This is a genomic window from Streptomyces sp. NPDC048297, from assembly GCF_043201585.1.
In the GTDB taxonomy this organism is placed as follows: domain Bacteria; phylum Actinomycetota; class Actinomycetes; order Streptomycetales; family Streptomycetaceae; genus Streptomyces.
In genome coordinates, this window is record NZ_JBICZA010000022.1 from 61,177 (window position 1) to 76,953 (window position 15,777).

Genomic DNA, 15,777 nt, shown 5'->3' on the forward strand with positions numbered 1-15,777 from the left:
CTACCGCGGGGGACCAGTCGGCGCCGCCCGTCGCGGCGGACTTGCCGACGCCACCCGCCGCGTGGGACTCCCCGGCCCCGCCTACCGCAGACGACTTGCCTGCCCCGCCTACCGCAGGGAACTTGCCCGCGCCGCCCGTCGCGTAGGACTCCCCGGCCCCGCCCGCCGCAGGCGACCTGTCGGCCCCGCCCGCCGCAGTGCTCTCCTCGCCCCGGCCGGCGGAGTCGCCCGTGCCGTCGAGTTCCCGGTAGCGCTGCTCGACGAGGCGCAGCCGGGCCGCTTCGGGGAAGGAGCGGTCGAGTGCCGCGTGCAGGGCGGCGTCCAGGGCGTGGGCGGGCTCGCGGCCCGCGCCCTGCCCGGTCAGCCGTACGTCCGCGGCGCGCAACCGCACCGTGGCCCGCGCGCCCCCGCTCGCACCGTCCAGTTCCACCTGCCAGGACTCAGCCTCGACGGGCGCGCGCCCGGGGCGGCCGAGCAGTTCCTCGCGCAGCAGCAGCTCGAAGGAGGCGTCGGCGGACTCGAAGCTGTAGCCCCGGTTCTCCAGTTCCTTGACCCGCTCGGCGGCCCGGCCGACCTCCGGTGATCCGGCGCTGATGTCGTAGCCGAGCTCCCGGGCCTTGAGTTCGACGGAGGAACGGCCGCCCATGTCGGAGACGAGGACGCGCATGGCGTTGCCGACGAGCGCCGGGTCGATGTGCTGGTAGAGGCCGGGGTCCACGCGCAGGGCGGAGGCGTGCAGGCCCGCCTTGTGCGTGAAGGCGGCCGAGCCGACGTACGGGGCCGCGTGGGCGCCGGGGACGCGGGTGACGCCGGCGACCGCGTCGCCGGTGCGCGCCAGGTCCGTGAGCCGCTCCAGCGGGATCACCTCGCGGCCCCGCTTGAGGACGAGGTTCGCGATGACGGTGAGCAGGTTGGCGTTGCCGCAGCGCTCGCCGTAGCCGTGCACGGTGCCCTGCGCGTGGACCGCGCCCGCGTCGACGGCCGCCATGGTGTTGGCGACGGCGCAGCCGGAGTCGTCGTGGCAGTGGATGCCGATGCCGGCGCCGGTCATGGAGAGGGTGTCGGCGACGACGGCCCGCACCTCCTCGGGCAGCGACCCGCCGTTCGTGTCGCACAGCACCACCGTCTCGGCGCCCGCCTCCGCCGCCGTGCGGACGACTTCGAGGGCGTACTCCCGGTTGACGAGGTAGCCGTCGAAGTAGTGCTCGGCGTCGACGAAGACCCGGCGGCCGGCGAGCACGAGGTGCTGCACGGTGGACCGGATCATGGCGAGGTTCTCGGCGAGGGTGGTGCGCAGGGCCCGGTCCACGTGCCGGGAGTGGCTCTTGGCGACGAGGGTCACCACGGGCGTCTCCGCTTCGAGGAGCGCCCGCACCTGCGGGTCCCGGGCGACGGACGTCCCGGGCCTGCGGGTGGCGCCGAAGGCGGTCAACAGGGCGGAGCGCAGGTCGAGTTCGTGGCGTGCCCGGCGGAAGAACTCGGTGTCCCGCGGGATCGCGCCGGGCCAGCCGCCCTCGATGAATCCCACGCCGAGGGCGTCCAGGCTTCGTGCGACGGCGAGCTTCTCGCCGACCGTGAGGGCCAGACCCTCCATCTGCGTGCCGTCACGCAGGGTTGTGTCGTAGAGCTGGAAGCTCTGCTCCGCCATCGCCCCTCCTTCTTCGCTTTCGGCGTGCGGTGCGGGGATGTCGCTCGCGGATGTCCGTGCCGACGGCCTCAGATTCCGGCCGCCGCCTCGAACGCGACCGGAGACCGGCTCGACCGCCACGCCCCGGCACGACGGCACGCGTTCGGGCGGTGCCCGGCCACGGCGGCGTGCCTTCAGGCGGCGCCCCGGCCACGGCGGCGTGCTTTCAAGCGGCGCCCCGGCACGACAGCGCGCGCTCAGACGGCGCCCCGACACGACGCCACGCGCTCAGGCGGCGCCCCGACACGACGCCACGCGTTCAAGCGGCGCCCCGACACGACGCCGTGCCTTCAGGCAGCGCCCCGGCACGACAGCGCGCGCTCAGACGGCGCCCCGACACGACGCCACGCGTTCAAGCGGCGCCCCGACACGACGCCGTGCCTTCAGGCAGCGCCCCGGCACGACAGCGCGCGCTCAGGCAGCGCCCCGGCACGACAGCGCGCGCTCAGGCAGCGCCCCGGCACGACAGCGCACGTCCAGGCGGCCCGCGTTCAGGCCGTGCTGAAGCGGGGTGCCGGGGCCGCCGGGCCGCTGCCGCGGGCCCGGTGGTGGGGATGGGCGGCCGCTTCCACGACGCTGAGGACCGGGGTCACGCACGCCTCGGTGCCGTCGAAGTGGCGGGCCCAGGTGTCCCGGTCTCGGTCGCGGAAGCGGTGGTCGAAAACCCGTTGCAGGGAAGGCCAGTTGAGGGGGTCGCCGCGGTCGGGCAGCCGCTCCGGGTCCAGATCGAGTCCGGCGAGCAGTGCCCCGTAGAAGCGGTCCTCCAGGGCGCCGACGGCGACGTGCCGGCCGTCGGCGCACTCGTAACAGCGGTAGAAGGGGGCGCCCCCGTCGAGGAGGTTGACCCCGCGTTCGTGCTCCCACTGGCCCGCCGCCGCCATCGCGGTCAGCATGCCGAGCATGGCGCCGGCCCCGTCCACGATCGCGGCGTCCACGACCTGGCCGCGCCCCGAGACCTGCCGTTCGTACAGCGCGGCCAGCACGCCGGCGACCAGGAACATCGCGCCGCCGGCGAAGTCGCCGAGCAGGTTGACCGGCGGCACCGGCGGACCGCCCGCCTCGCCGATGGCGTACAACGCCCCGGTCAGGGCGAGGTAGTTGATGTCGTGTCCGGGGGACTTCGCGAGGGGCCCGTCCTGGCCCCAGCCGGTCATCCGCCCGTACACCAGCCGCGGGTTGCGGCCCAGGCACACGTCCGGGCCGATGCCCAGGCGTTCGGCCACGCCCGGCCGGAACCCCTCCACGAGAACGTCCGCCGTCTCGGCCTGCCGCAGCAGCCAGTCCACGTCGTCCGGGTTCTTCAGGTCCAGCTCCGTGGTGCGCCGGCCGCGGTCCAGTTCACCGTGCCAGTCGGCGAACGACCGGGCCCCGTCGGCCCGGTCGACGCGCATCACATCGGCTCCCAGGTCCGCGAGGATCATGCAGGCGAACGGGGCGGGACCGATCGCCGCGAGTTCCACGACCCGCAGACCGCGCAGGGGTCCTGTGCCTGTCGTCATCGTCGGCTCCTCATCGTCGGAACCGGAACGCTGGAGGCGGCTCCTGGAGTATCGCTGGACCCGGGGCCGCCACCGGCCGGCAGGGTCAGCAGGGGGTGCCCGAGGGGTGCCCGCTCTGCCGTGTGGCGTCCACCGTGACGTGGACCGAATCCCGCAGCGTGCCATCGGGGTTGTAGACCCTGGATATGCCCTGCGAGGTGAAGGCGGTGCCGGAGCGTACGGCGTCCTGGTCGATCTTCACCCATCCGAGGAGGTTCCCCGAGGGGTCGAACATGTTCTCCTTGATCTTGTAGTTGAACGTCTGGTGCCCGGTGCCGTGCCACCAGCCGGGGCTCTTGCCCCCGTCGACCTCCAGGCAGACCCGGCCGTCGGCGTAGAAGTCGAGAGTGATGTTCTCCGTGGCACCCGGCCTGGTGACGGTTGCCCGCCAGGAACCGACGGTGCCCGAGGCCGCGGCGGCGGCGTGTGCGGGGGCCACGAGGGCCACGAAGCTGAGGGCAGCCGCCGCGGCGACTGTCGGCCATGTCTTGTTCATGACCGGAGAATGGCCGAAAGACCTCCAGGCGTACTGGAGCGGTGCTGCACCGGCACGGCGGCGGCTCGACCGCCGGTGTAGCGGCCGTCCCTAGCCTCGTCGCCACCCGACTGTCACGGGCTGCCGAGGAGGCCTCACGCATGGGAACAGAGATCACGCCCTTCCGGGTGCACTTTCCGGACGACACGCTGCGGGACCTGCGCGCCCGTCTGGCCGGCGCGCGCTGGCCGGACGCGGAGACCGTCGACGACTGGGAGCAGGGCCCGCGGCTGTCGTACATGAAGGAGCTGTGCGCCTACTGGGAACGCGACCACGACTGGCGCGCCACCGAGGACCGGCTCAACGCGGTCCCCCAGTTCCGGACCGAAATCGACGGCCTGGACGTGCACTTCCTGCACGCCCGCTCCCCGCACCCCGACGCCACCCCCCTGCTGCTCACCCACGGGTGGCCCAGCTCGGTCCTGGAGTTCCTGGACCTGATCCCCCGCCTCACCCACCCCGACGACCCGTCCGAGGCCTTCCACGTGGTGTGCCCCTCGCTCCCCGGACACGGATTCAGCGGCAGGCCGACCGGGCCCGGCTGGACGGTCGGCCGGATCGCGCGGGCCTGGGCGCAGCTGATGGCCCGCCTCGGCTACCCGCGTTACGGCGCGCACGGCGGGGACTGGGGATCGTGGGTCAGCGCCGAACTCGGCTCCGCCGACCCGGAGCACGTCCTGGGCATCCATCTGACCATGCCGCTGGCCAAGGCGCCCGAGCAGCCCGTCGAGCTGGACGAGCGCGACCAGCGGGCCATGGCCAAGATGACGGGCTTCGGGCAGAACCGCTCGGGCTACGCGGCCATCCAGTCCACGCGCCCGCAGGCCCTCGGCTACGGTCTCGCGGACTCGCCGGCCGGTCAGCTCGCCTGGATCCTGGACCGGTTCTGGGAGTGGGCCGACCACGACGGCACCCTGGAGAAGGCGCTGTCCTTCGACCAGTTGCTCGATGCGGCCACCCTGTACTGGCTGACGGACACCGGGGCGTCGTCGGCCCGGCTGTTCTGGGAGAGTTTCAACAAGGAGCCGATGAACCCCACGAACGTGCCCGTCGGTTGCTCGGTGTTCCCCAAGGACGCGTGGCTGCCGCGCGCCTGGGCGGAACAGCGCTTCACGAATCTGCGTTACTGGAAGGATCTGGACAGCGGCGGGCACTTCCCCGCCCTGGAGCGGCCGGCCGTCCTCGCCGACGAACTGCGCGCGTTCTTCACCCTGCTGAACTGATCCGCCCCGCTGAACTGATCCACCCCGCTTGACCGAACCGCCTTGCCGAACTGAGAGGTCAGATGGCCACCACCTCGCCCCAGCCCGCCGGTGTGCTCGACCGGCGGGCTCTCAACCGTGCTTTCCTGGCACGCCAGTTGCTGCTGGAACGACGGACGATGACGGCGCACGACGCGCTGGAGCACCTGGTGGGTCTGCAGGCGCAGGCGCCCTTTCCGCCGTACTACGGCCTGTGGAGCCGGCTCGAGGACTTCCGCCCCGCGGAACTGGCCGGCCTGCTCACCGAGCGGCGGGCCGTGCGCATCGCGCTGATGCGGGGCACCGTCCATCTGGTCACCGCCGAGGACTGCCGCAGACTGAGGCCCTGTCTGCAGCCGTTCATGGAGCGGAGCCTGAAGACCACCTTCGGCAAGGACCTGGGCGGGCTGGATCCGGCGAAGGTCGCGGCGGCCGGCCGGGAGCTGCTGGAACAGTCCCCGCTCACCGTCGGCGACCTGACCGACTCCCTGCGCACGACGTGGCCCGAGCATCCCGCCCTCGCGCTCAGCAACGTCGTACGCAATCTGCTGCCGGTGGTCCAGATCCCGCCGCGCGGGGTGTGGGGCCAGAGCGGGCAGACGACGTACGCGCACGCGGAGGACTGGCTCGGCGACCAGCTGCACGCGGAGGCCGACCTCGAATCCCTGGTGCTGCGCGGTCTGGCGGCCTTCGGCCCCGCCACCGTCAAGGACCTCCAGGCCTGGTCGGGGCTCACCCGGCTGCGTGCGGTGATCGACCGCCTGCGGCCGCGGCTGGTGTCCTTCCGCGGCGAGGACGGCAGCGAACTGTGGGACCTGCCGGACGCCCCCCGCCCGGGCGCCGGCACGCACGCGCCCGTGCGCTACCTGGCCCCGTACGACAACGCGATCCTCTCCCACGCGGACCGCACCCGGATCATCAGCGACGAGCACCGCAAGGCCATCGCGACGAAGAACGCGGTGATCCCGGGGACGATCCTGGTCGACGGGTTCGTCGCGGGAGCGTGGCGGGTCGACCGCGCGCGGACGACGACGACGGTCGACGTGCAGCTCTTCCACGCGGTGGACAAGCGCCGGCGCGCCGAGCTGGAGGAGGAGGGCGAGCGTCTCCTGCTGTTCGCGTCGGACGGCGAGGGCGAGCGGGAGCTGCGCATCGCCGACGCGTGAGCGCGCCGTACGACACACGGGGAGTGGGGCGGCCGGTCCGCCCCACTCCCCGTTCCCGCCGCCCCGCTCCCCGTTCCTGTACCGCCGCCGCCCGGAGTCAACTGCCGTGCCGGGCGGCGCCGTTCGCGTCGGCGGGGACGTCCGGGCGGGGCTCGCCCGCGCACTCCACCCGCGCGGGCGGCAGCTCGCCGTCGACCAGGTACGCGTCGACCAGGGCGTCGACCTGGGCGTTGCCGCCGAGCCGGTAGATCTCGTGGGCGCCCGAGTCGCGCACCAGGATCAGGGGGTGCCCCAGCCGCTCGGCCATGGCCAGCGCCCCGGGCAGATGGTCGAAGGGGTCGCCGTCGGCCTGCACGACGAGCCCCTTCGGGTAGTCGCCGCGGGTGACGGCGGGGCGGGGCTCGGTGGGCACGCACGTGCGGAAGGCGGCGACCCAGGGCTGGGCGCGCATCACGCCGAAGCCGTACGGGCGGCTGCCGCGGAACTCGCGCATGTCGCGGTAGTAGATCTCCAGGTCGGTCGGCCACGGCGTCTCGCACGTGACGGCCTCCAGGACGGCGTCGCGCAGACCGCCGGCCGCGGTGCCGGGCCGCCAGCGGGTCTGGCCCGCGAGGAGTCCACGGACCCGCTCGATGTCGCCGGCCCCGGCCGCCTCGCGCAACTCACCGATCAGCGTGCCGAGTTCCCGCCACTTCCCGCGGGCCGCGCCCATGGTGCCGACGAGTCCGTCGAACGAGGTGCGCAGGGCCGCGTTCTCCCCCAGCGGGGCCAGGGACTCCGCGACCGACTCCACCGACGCGAGCACCCGCCCGGCGCTGTCGCCGAGACCGAAGAACCCGTCGCGCTCCGCGGCCCACTGCGCCCACAGGTCCACGTTCTCGCGCACCGCGAGCGCCTGCGAGGCGAACTGCGTCCGCCAGTCCCAGTCCGGGTGGACCGAGGAGTCGAGGACACTGCGGTCCAGGTGCGCGCCGAACATCGCGCCGTAGACCGCGCCGAGCAGTGTGCCGTAGGCCCAGCCGACGTAGCTGATCCGCTCCTCGCCGAGCAGGACGCGGATCACGTTCATGTCCCGGGCGTTGTTCGCCGTGGTGATGTGCCGGCGCAGGGTCCCGCCGGCGCGCACGCATCCCTGGTCCCGCTCCTTCATGTCCGCGGTGATCGCGGCGAACGCGGAGTCGGGGGGACGCGAGTCGAAGGGGGTGGTCGTCGGGCTGGCCTCGCCCTCGATGCGGGCCGATTCGCCCGTGCCCCGGGGGTCGAAGCCGATCAGGTCGTACACCTCGTGGGGCGGGGTCCCGGCCAGGCGCGTCGGCAGCAGTCTGCCGAGGCCGCCGTCGCCGCCGGGCCCGCCGTTGAGGAACAGCAGCACACCGCGCCTCCTGCGCGGATCCGCCGCCGGGATCCGGCTGATGGCCAGTTCGATGCGCTCCCCCGAAGGGTCGGCGTAATCGAGTGGCACTTCGATGAAGGCGACTTCGAGGTTGTCGTCGAAGTCGCTCGGTTTCCACGTGATCTGCTGCGTCAGAAAGTCGCGCAACTCGGCATCGTCCCACGTCATGGGGCCATGGTCCGGTTCGGTGCTTGAGGCGCTCCGGAGCCCGTATGGAGCTGGGCGGGCAGGGCGGTGGTTCGAGAGTGCCTGGAGCACGATTCGAGGCGCCGTCCCCACCCTGTCGGAAACAGGCTCGTCCGGAATTCCTCAGCATGGGCTGGCCGTTCATCCACCACGTAAGGAAACGCCGTGACCACCAGCGCCACCGAGGCCGACGCGTCCCCCGAGGCAGAGCCGGCCAAGACGTTCCCCTACCAGCGCACATGCCCCTTCACGCCGCCGCCCGAGTACGCGGGCATGGTCGAGAAGGACGTCTCGCAGGTCACGTTGACCGGTTCGGGACTGCGGATATGGACGATCACCGGTTACCAGACGATCCGTGAGCTGCTCACGGACCCCCGGGTCAGCGCCTCCCGCAAGCACGACAACTTCCCCTTCTACTTCATCGCCCCGCCCGAGTACCGCACCGAGACGTCGTTCATCGGGTACGACGGCCAGGCGCACAGCAGCACGCGCCGCAAGGCCGCGCTGACGTTCACCAACCGGCAGGTGCAGCGGCTGCGTCCGCGCATCGAGGAGATCGTCGACGAGCACATCGACAAGCTTCTCGCGCTCGACGCCCCCGCGGACTTCCACCGGGTGTTCTCGCTGGCCGTGCCCATGACGGTGATCTGCGAACTGCTCGGCATCCCGCAGGACCAGCACGACTTCTTCATCAAGCACGGCACGGCGCTGCTCGGCGGGCACAGCTCGACCGAGGAGCGGCAGGCCGCGATCGTCGAGGTGAACGCGTACGTCGAGGAGCTGATCCAGCTCAAGAAGCGCGAGCCGGGCGAGGACCTGCTGAGCCGGGCCATGGCCGACTACGCGGAGTCCGGCGAGGAGTACACCGACCGCGACCTGTTCAACATGGTGCGGCTCCTGATGAACGGCGGCCACGAGACCACCGCCAGCCAGATCTCGCTCGGCACGGCCTGCCTCCTGGAGAACCCCGACCAGCTGAAACTCCTGCTCGACGACCCGTCGTTGGTGAAGTCGGCCGTGGAGGAGCTGGTGCGGTTCGCCACCATCGGCGACACCGCCGTGCCCCGGGTCGCCCTGGAGGACATCGAGCTCGGCGGCCAGGTCATCCGCAAGGGCGACGGCATCCTGTGCCTCGGGCTCGCCGCGAACCGCGACCCGGAGGTCTTCCCGGAGCCGGACCGCCTCGACATCACCCGCGGCAGCCGCAAGCACCTGGGCTTCGGGCACGGTGTGCACCACTGCATCGGCGCGGACCTCGCCCGCCTGGAGCTGGAGATCGTCTGGAGCAGGCTGTTCCAGCGGATCCCCACGCTGCGGCTCGCCAAGCCGTTCCTGGAGATCCCGCGCAAGGAAGGCGCCGTGATCTACGGCCTGTGGGAGCTGCCGGTCGTCTGGTGACGACCTGACGCCACCCGACACAGGCGGTGGGGCGGCGGGGGCGGCCTGCGCGTACGGCTTCCCCGCCGCCCGCGAACACGACATTCCACGAGACATTCCACGAGGAGAGCGCCGTGGCCAAGATCACCTACAAACATCCGAACGGCACGACCACCATCGTCGACGTCCAGGCGCCCAACACGGTCATGCGCGGTGCGAAGCTCAACAACATCGACGGCATCGAGGCGCAGTGCGGCGGTTCCGCGCAGTGCGGTACGTGCCACGTCTACGTCGACGAGGCCTCCACCGTGCCGCTGCCCCCGATGGACGACGTCGAGGACGACGTCCTGTACGGCACGGCGTGCCCGCGCCGGGACAGCAGCCGGCTGAGCTGCCAGCTGCCGGTCACCGAAGACCTCGACGGCCTCGTGCTGCACCTTCCCGAGGCGCAGAGCTGATGGCCGCCCGGGGAGTCGTCGTCATCGGCGCCGGGCAGGGCGGCCTGGAGACCGCGGCCGCACTGCGCGCCAAGGGGTACGGCGGCCCCGTCACCCTCGTCGGCGAGGAGCCGGCGGCGCCGTACCAGCGCCCGCCGCTGTCCAAGGGCTATCTGACCGGCGCCACCGGCCACGCCGAACTGGCCTTGCGCACCGAGTCGTTCTTCGCCTCCCAGGACATCACCCTGGTGACCGGCGAGCGCGCGTTGGGCGTCGACCTGGACCTGCAGTCCGTGCGGCTCGGTTCGGGCACGTCCCTGCGGTACGAGGCACTCGTCCTCGCGACCGGTGCGCGACCGCGCACCCTGCCCGTCCCCGGCGCCGACCTGGGCGGCGTCGTGACGCTGCGCTCCCTCGCCGACGCGGAGGAACTGCGCGCGCACCTCGACGGTCCGGCGCGCCGGATCGTGGTGCTCGGCGCCGGCTTCATCGGCCTGGAACTCGCCTCCACGGCACGGGGTTCGGGGCACGAGGTGAGCGTCGTGGAGACGCAGCGGCGGGTGCTCGCGCGGGCCCTCACCCCGCGGATGTCGCAGTGGCTGGCCGAGCGGCACGAGCGGGAGGGCGTACGGCTGCTGCTCGGCCAGGAGGTGACGGCCCTGCACGGGGCGCCCTCGGGCCGGGTCCAGACGGTCGAACTGCGCGGCGGCGAACGGCTGCCCGCCGACCTGGTGGTCATGGGCGTCGGCGCGCTCCCCAACACGGATCTCGCGGTCGACGCCGGACTGCACGTCGGTGACGGCGTCATCGTCGACCGGTACCTGCGCACCCGCGACAGGTCCGTCTACGCGGTCGGTGACTGCGCGCGCTTCTTCAGCGCCCGTCTCGGGCGCCACATCCGTCTGGAATCGGTGCAGAACGCGTCCGACCAGGCCCGGTGCGTGGCCGCCGCGATCTGCGGCGACCCCGCCCCGTACACCGCGATCCCCTGGTTCTGGTCCGAGCAGTACGCGCTGCGGCTGCAGATGGCCGGACTGACCGCGGGGCACGACGAGGCGGTCACCATCGGCGATCCCGACGGCGACCGCTTCTCCGTGCTCTGCTTCCGCGCCGGCGAATTGACCGGCGTCGAGTCGGTCAACAGGCCCGCCGACCACGGCATCGCACGGCGCCTGCTGGCCTCGGGGACCGGGCCGACGCCCGAGGAGGCGCGGGGCGCGGGCTTCGACCTCAAGGCGTTCGCCGCGTCCGGGGGCGGCACCGGGGGCGGCACCGGGGATGGCGCCGGGGGCGGCGGCCGTACGCCGGCCCGGCCGCAGGTGCAGCCTGCCTGACGCCGGTCTCACACAGGTCTCACACAGGCCTGACGCAGGGCTCGGGGCGGCCGAGGGTCCGTTGGCCTCAGGGGGCCTCCGAATGCCTGTCGTCCTCAGGACCTCCGAAAGCCCGTTCCTGCCTCGACTCCGGGGCCGGGGGCGGGCCTTCGTGGTGTTCGTGTCCGTGTTCGCGCAGCATCCGGCAGCCCGACCGCCAGCGCCCTGAATAACGCCAAGGTCTCCGCCGCAGCTGTCCGCTGCGACGGAGACCGGGTGCCGCTGCGACGGAGACCGGGTCCGCCGTCGTTCTCCTCCTCAGCTCTCGGCCGCTCCGAGGAGGACCGTGGCCCAGTTCCCGCGCGCCGAGGTGTCGTACTGGAGCGCCACATGGCTGGTCGCGGCCGTCACGTCCCGCCACAGCCGCTGCAGGGCGTGGCGCTCGCCGAGCCCGCTGGTCCCCGTCGCCCGGACCAGCAACTCCACCGCTTCCTGGAGGAGTTCGGCCGAGAAGGTGGCGTTGCGCTCGTTGCGCGCCATCAGTTCCGGGGTGAACGTCCGCCCGTCGATGACCTCGGCGTTCTGCAGGACGAGGTGCCGGGCCGCGTCGATGCCCCCCGAGGCGCGCAGCAGCTTGGTCTCCCCGCTGACAGTCCGCTTGCGTCCCGTCACCAGCCCCGCCGCCGCTTCGAGCGCGCCGGTGGCCGCGCCCACGACCGGGGCGATGAAGGTCAGGCTGCCGAGCGGCTGGAACGGGATGTTGTGGACGGGAATCCCGGACGTCCGGTTCTTCCCGGTGACCATGTCCGCGCGGGCGAACGACAGATACTCGGGCACGAAGACGTCGTCGACGACGACCGTGTGGCTGCCGGTGCCCCGCATGCCCACGCTGTCCCAGGTCGCCTCGACGGTGAACGTCTCCCGGGGCAGCGCGAAGAACCGCAACTGCGGCGGCCCTTCACCGCCCGGACCCGGCACCGCGGCGCACACCATCGCCCACGTCGCGAAGTCGATGCCGCTGACGTACGCCCACCGCCCGGTGACCCGCCAGCCGCCCTGGTCCGCCCGCGCCCGTCCGCTCGGCACGAGCCCCGTGGCGATGACCGTGTCCGGGCTCTCGCCCCACAGTTCACGGTGGCCCTCGGCCGGCAGGTGCGTGGCGAGCCGCGCCGAGTACGCGGACAGCGACGCGCACCAGGCCGCTGCCGCGCAGCCCTCGCCGACGGTGACGACGGCACGGGTCAGTTCGTCGAACGACCCCTGCGAGCCGCCCCATTCGGCGGCGACGAAGTGCCGGGCGAAGCCCGCGTCGGACAGCGCCTCGATCACCTCGGTGGACAGGCCGCGCGTGCGGTCCGCGTCGGCGGCGTGCTCGGCCGCCACGGCGCGCACCTTGTCGGCGGCGGGCAGCAGCCCGGTGCCGGTGGCGGTGCCCGTATCGGAATCGTTCCCCATCCCAGTGACCTCCTGTGGTGACAAGACGTGCCGACGGTTCGTCATTTCGCCATCGGTGGTGAATGTGCTCGCTGTCGTGGATGTGCTCGGCGGGTCCTGCCCGCCCCTGTGTGGGACACGCTGCGCCGGCGCCGTCACACGCCTCGCGCGACCGCCTTCGCGAACAGCTCCAGCGTCTCCCCGGGGCTCGGCCCGTCCAGGGCACGGAAGATCCGGTCCGCGCCCTCCCCGTGCTTGTGCAGCTTGACGTGGGCGAGGGACACCTTGGTGTGCGTGGCGTCGACGGGTTCGAGGTCGACCTCGATCTCGCTGGCCCGCTCGTCGTCCGGGATCGACTGCCAGTTGGCGTCGATGCGCCAGGTCATGACCAGCCGGCGGCCGGGCTCCCACTCCAGGACCCGGCCCCAGGCGATCTCGGTGCCGTCGACGTCCCACTCGTAGTAACGGCCGCCCACGCCCGGCTCGAAGGCGAGCCCCGCCCGCTCCTTCTTCACCAGGACGTGCGACGGCGGCCACCACTGGGCCGGCTGCTCGGTGAACACCCGGAAACAGTCCTCGGGGGTGGCCGCCACGGTCACCGTCTTGCGTACGTCGGGGATGCTCTGCGTCTGTTCGGGCACGGGCCCGCCCTCCTCGCCGGTCGTCTGCACAGGGCTCCTCACGCTGCCCGCCCCGGCTCGACATGAGGTCGAGCCACGCTGGGGGACTCCCGGCCGGTTCCCGCCCGCGGGGGCTCCGCCGCCGGTCCAGCAGCGCGCTAGGTCCCGCGGTCACGGTCGAGCCCATCGGACCCACGACCGAACGGGAGAGCACCATGACAGACGCGGGACGCACGGACGCGGGACGAGCGGGCGCCGGACGGGCGGATGCCGGACGCACGGACGCGGTGCGGCGGGTCGCCTTCGTCACCGGGGCGAGCAGCGGGATCGGCCTCGCGGTGACCGAACTCCTCGCCCGCCAGGGCATGGCCGTGTTCGGGGTCGCACGCGGCGAGGAGAGCATCCGGACCGTGGTGAAGCAACTGCGCGAGGAGGGCCTGGACGTCGACGGCACCGTCTGCGACGTCACCTCCAGCGAGCAGGTGAAGGCCGCCGTCGAGGCGGCCGTTGCCGCTTACGGGCGGATCGACATCCTCGTCAACAACGCGGGCCGCGGCGGTGGCGGCGTCACCGCCGAGATCGAGGACTCGCTGTGGCTGGACGTGATCGACACCAACCTCAACGGCACGTTCCGGGTGACCCGTGAGGTGCTGAGCACGGGCCGGATGCGCGAGGGCGACTGGGGCCGCGTCATCAACATCGCCTCGACCGGCGGAAAGCAGGGCGTGGAGCTGGCCGCCCCGTACTCGGCGTCCAAGCACGGCGTCATCGGCTTCACCAAGGCGGTCGGCAAGGAGCTGGCCCAGTCCGGCATCACCGTGAACGCCGTGTGCCCCGGCTACGTCGAGACGCCGATGGCGCAGCGCGTGCGGCAGGGCTACGCCAACCACTACGGGGTGAGCGAGCAGGACATCCTGGAGAAGTTCAACGCGAAGATCCCGCTGGGCCGTTACTCAACGCCCGAGGAGGTCGCGGGCCTGGTCGGCTACCTCGCCTCCGACGTCGCCGCCTCCATCACCGCACAGGCCCTCAACGTCTGCGGCGGCCTCGGCAACTACTGATGCGCCGCGCCGGTACGAGAACTCGGCACCGTCGCACGAGCACTGATCACCGTCGCACGAGCACTGATCACCGCCGTACGAGACCGGATCGCCGCCGTACGAGACCGGATCGCCGCCGTACGAGAACCGACCGCCGCGACCGCCGAGGCCGTACCCGAGTTCGTCACGACCGCAGGAGAGACGGAGCCCCACGATGACCACCACGGCCGGCACACTGCTCGCCGACGCCCAGGCCGGCCGCGTCGGCGGCCACCCCGACCCCGCCCCTGCCCCCTCCCCCGACCCCGCCGCCTTCCGGGCCGCTATGGGCCGCATGCCCACCGGGGTCACGCTCCTCACCCACGGCAGCGGCGACGACACGATCATCATGACCCTGAACAGCCTGATCTCGGTGTCCCTCGACCCTCTGCTGCTCCTCGTCTCCGTCAAGTCCGACGGCCGGATGCGGCCCCGGGTACGGCGCGGGGGCGGCTTCGCGGTGAACGTGCTCGGCGCCGAACAGCTGCCGTTCGCCCAGGAGTTCTGCCGGCCGGACCGCCCGGAGGGCCAGGCCGCGATGCTGCGCGTCGGCGCCGTCGAGGGCGTGTCGGGCCATGCGGTGATCCCGTCGGCGGAGGCGTCCTTCGAGTGCGAGCTGCACGACGAGCACGAGGCGGGCGACCACGTCCTGCTCCTCGGCCGCGTCGTCGCCCTGCACCAGCACCCCGACACCACCGACCCGCTCCTGTTCCACCGCGGCCGCTACGCCGGCCTGTCCCCCCTGGAGCCCGCACCGGCCGGTGACGACCGGCTCACGCCCCGCGGGAGGGCCGCATGACCACCACGACCACCTCAACCGCCACGACCGCCCCCACCCCCGCCCCCACCCTCTCACCGTCCCTGGAGGAGGTCGCGGACGGCGTGTACGCCTACGTCCAGCCCGGCGGCGGCTGGTGCGTGAACAACGCGGGTCTCGTCGTCGGCGGCGACGGGACCGTGCTCGTCGACACGGCGGCGACCGAGGGCCGTACCCGCCTGCTGCGCGAGGCGGTCGACCGGGTCGCGCCCGGCGGCGTGGACTTCGTGGTCAACACGCACTTCCACGGCGACCACACCTTCGGCAACGGCCAGTTCGCGCCCCGCGCGGTGGTCGTCGCCCACGAGCAGACCCGGTCCGACGCCGCCGAATCGGGCCTGCACATGCGGGAGTTGTGGCCCTCGGTCGAGTGGGGCGAGACGCCGCTGACGCTGCCGCAGCTGACCTTCCGCGACGGCCTCACCCTGCACACGGGCGGCCCGCGCACCGAGTTGCTGAACGTGGGCCCCGCGCACACCGCGAGCGACGTGGCGGTCTGGGTGCCGGAGCGTGCGGTCCTGTTCGCCGGCGACGTCGTGTGGTCGGGCGTCACGCCGTACGTCCTCATGGGCTCCGTGTCGGGCTCGCTGGAGGCGCTGGAGCGGATGCGCGCACTCGGCCCCCGTGTCGTCGTTCCGGGTCACGGGCCGGTCGGCGGACCGGAGTTGCTGGACTTCACCGAGGCCTACCTCCTCATGCTGCGCCGCCTGGCCGTCGAGGGCCTGCGCGCGGGCCTGACCCCGCTGGAGGCGGCGGCACGCGCCGACCTCGGTGAGTTCGCGGCGCTCGTCGACGCCGAGCGCCTCGTGGGGAACCTGCACCGGGCCTACGCGGAGGAGGAGGGCCTCGCACCGGGCGCGCGCATCGACGTGTTCACGTCGTTCAAGGAGATGGTGGCGTTCAACGGCGGGCCGCCCGTATGTCACGCCTGACCCCTGAGGAATGAGGTACGCC

At 72.8% G+C, this 15,777-nt stretch carries 14 protein-coding genes; 8 read left to right on the plus strand and 6 right to left on the minus strand.

Annotated features, from left to right (window positions below; translation table 11 throughout):
* From cimA to ACGFYV_RS23825, 3 genes are all read right to left on the minus strand, one after another.
* Nucleotides 1–1,648 (minus strand): citramalate synthase (cimA, locus tag ACGFYV_RS23815; protein WP_393880453.1); only part of this gene is annotated, 1,648 nt, incomplete at its 3' end.
* Between the two features lie 530 nt (nucleotides 1,649–2,178).
* Complete coding sequence (locus tag ACGFYV_RS23820) at nucleotides 2,179–3,186, minus strand: CaiB/BaiF CoA transferase family protein (RefSeq protein ID WP_393880454.1); 1,008 nt, start codon at nucleotides 3,184–3,186, stop codon at nucleotides 2,179–2,181.
* A gap of 85 nt (nucleotides 3,187–3,271) precedes the next feature.
* Entirely contained in the window at nucleotides 3,272–3,721 is a 450-nt protein-coding gene (locus tag ACGFYV_RS23825) for a hypothetical protein (protein WP_393880455.1), read from the minus strand.
* Between the two features lie 140 nt (nucleotides 3,722–3,861).
* Between ACGFYV_RS23825 and ACGFYV_RS23830 the strand changes: the two genes are divergently transcribed.
* Nucleotides 3,862–4,983: an epoxide hydrolase family protein gene (locus ACGFYV_RS23830; protein ID WP_393880456.1), complete on the plus strand. Its 1,122-nt coding sequence runs from the start codon at nucleotides 3,862–3,864 to the stop codon at nucleotides 4,981–4,983.
* Nucleotides 4,984–5,045: 62 nt separating this feature from the next.
* Nucleotides 5,046–6,167 carry a winged helix DNA-binding domain-containing protein gene (locus tag ACGFYV_RS23835; protein WP_393880457.1) on the plus strand — a complete coding sequence of 374 codons (1,122 nt, stop codon included), beginning with the start codon at nucleotides 5,046–5,048 and terminating at the stop codon, nucleotides 6,165–6,167.
* Between the two features lie 97 nt (nucleotides 6,168–6,264).
* Here the strand turns inward: ACGFYV_RS23835 and ACGFYV_RS23840 are convergent, their stop codons facing one another.
* Entirely contained in the window at nucleotides 6,265–7,728 is a 1,464-nt protein-coding gene (locus ACGFYV_RS23840) for an alpha/beta fold hydrolase (protein ID WP_393880458.1), read from the minus strand.
* 183 nt (nucleotides 7,729–7,911) lie between these two features.
* On the opposite strand from ACGFYV_RS23840, the gene ACGFYV_RS23845 reads away from it, so the two are divergent.
* The 3 genes from ACGFYV_RS23845 (at nucleotide 7,912) to ACGFYV_RS23855 (ending at nucleotide 10,894) form a co-directional block, all read left to right on the plus strand.
* Nucleotides 7,912–9,144 carry a cytochrome P450 gene (locus ACGFYV_RS23845; RefSeq protein ID WP_393880459.1) on the plus strand — a complete coding sequence of 411 codons (1,233 nt, stop codon included), beginning with the start codon at nucleotides 7,912–7,914 and terminating at the stop codon, nucleotides 9,142–9,144.
* Between the two features lie 113 nt (nucleotides 9,145–9,257).
* Complete coding sequence (locus tag ACGFYV_RS23850; protein ID WP_393880460.1) at nucleotides 9,258–9,581, plus strand: 2Fe-2S iron-sulfur cluster-binding protein; 324 nt, start codon at nucleotides 9,258–9,260, stop codon at nucleotides 9,579–9,581.
* The gene (locus tag ACGFYV_RS23855) at nucleotides 9,581–10,894 is read left to right on the plus strand and encodes an NAD(P)/FAD-dependent oxidoreductase (RefSeq protein ID WP_393880461.1); all 1,314 of its coding nucleotides are present in this window, start codon (nucleotides 9,581–9,583) and stop codon (nucleotides 10,892–10,894) included. Before ACGFYV_RS23850 ends, ACGFYV_RS23855 begins: the two co-directional genes overlap by 1 nt.
* Before the next feature lie 297 nt (nucleotides 10,895–11,191).
* Here ACGFYV_RS23855 and ACGFYV_RS23860 read toward each other — a convergent pair whose 3' ends face one another.
* Together ACGFYV_RS23860 and ACGFYV_RS23865 are read right to left on the minus strand one after the other, a co-directional pair.
* Nucleotides 11,192–12,328 (minus strand): acyl-CoA dehydrogenase family protein, encoded by a 1,137-nt coding sequence (locus ACGFYV_RS23860; protein WP_393880462.1) that lies wholly within the window; start codon nucleotides 12,326–12,328, stop codon nucleotides 11,192–11,194.
* A 134-nt stretch (nucleotides 12,329–12,462) separates the two neighbouring features.
* A complete protein-coding gene (locus tag ACGFYV_RS23865; RefSeq protein WP_393880463.1) occupies nucleotides 12,463–12,948 on the minus strand; it encodes an SRPBCC family protein in 486 nt (161 codons plus the stop codon).
* Between the two features lie 194 nt (nucleotides 12,949–13,142).
* Here ACGFYV_RS23865 and ACGFYV_RS23870 point away from each other — a divergent pair, with 194 nt between their 5' ends.
* From ACGFYV_RS23870 to ACGFYV_RS23880, 3 genes are all read left to right on the plus strand, one after another.
* Nucleotides 13,143–13,988 carry an SDR family NAD(P)-dependent oxidoreductase gene (locus ACGFYV_RS23870; RefSeq protein WP_393880464.1) on the plus strand — a complete coding sequence of 282 codons (846 nt, stop codon included), beginning with the start codon at nucleotides 13,143–13,145 and terminating at the stop codon, nucleotides 13,986–13,988.
* A 193-nt stretch (nucleotides 13,989–14,181) separates the two neighbouring features.
* The gene (locus ACGFYV_RS23875) at nucleotides 14,182–14,805 is read left to right on the plus strand and encodes a flavin reductase family protein (RefSeq protein ID WP_393880465.1); all 624 of its coding nucleotides are present in this window, start codon (nucleotides 14,182–14,184) and stop codon (nucleotides 14,803–14,805) included.
* Nucleotides 14,802–15,755, plus strand: coding sequence for an MBL fold metallo-hydrolase (locus tag ACGFYV_RS23880; protein ID WP_393880466.1), 954 nt, complete (start codon nucleotides 14,802–14,804; stop codon nucleotides 15,753–15,755). Before ACGFYV_RS23875 ends, ACGFYV_RS23880 begins: the two co-directional genes overlap by 4 nt.
* The last annotated feature ends 22 nt before the right edge of the window (nucleotides 15,756–15,777 follow it).

Bases quoted from the DNA above. Each gene is read 5' to 3' on its own strand.
- ACGFYV_RS23830 (WP_393880456.1), top strand. From the start codon at position 3,862: ATGGGAACAGAGATCACGCCCTTCCGGGTGCACTTTCCGGACGACACG.
- ACGFYV_RS23855 (WP_393880461.1), top strand. From the start codon at position 9,581: ATGGCCGCCCGGGGAGTCGTCGTCATCGGCGCCGGGCAGGGCGGCCTG.
- ACGFYV_RS23835 (WP_393880457.1), top strand. From the start codon at position 5,046: ATGGCCACCACCTCGCCCCAGCCCGCCGGTGTGCTCGACCGGCGGGCT.
- ACGFYV_RS23870 (WP_393880464.1), top strand. From the start codon at position 13,143: ATGACAGACGCGGGACGCACGGACGCGGGACGAGCGGGCGCCGGACGG.
- ACGFYV_RS23860 (WP_393880462.1), bottom strand. From the start codon at position 12,328: ATGGGGAACGATTCCGATACGGGCACCGCCACCGGCACCGGGCTGCTG.
- ACGFYV_RS23875 (WP_393880465.1), top strand. From the start codon at position 14,182: ATGACCACCACGGCCGGCACACTGCTCGCCGACGCCCAGGCCGGCCGC.
- ACGFYV_RS23880 (WP_393880466.1), top strand. From the start codon at position 14,802: ATGACCACCACGACCACCTCAACCGCCACGACCGCCCCCACCCCCGCC.
- ACGFYV_RS23840 (WP_393880458.1), bottom strand. From the start codon at position 7,728: ATGACGTGGGACGATGCCGAGTTGCGCGACTTTCTGACGCAGCAGATC.
- ACGFYV_RS23820 (WP_393880454.1), bottom strand. From the start codon at position 3,186: ATGACGACAGGCACAGGACCCCTGCGCGGTCTGCGGGTCGTGGAACTC.
- ACGFYV_RS23825 (WP_393880455.1), bottom strand. From the start codon at position 3,721: ATGAACAAGACATGGCCGACAGTCGCCGCGGCGGCTGCCCTCAGCTTC.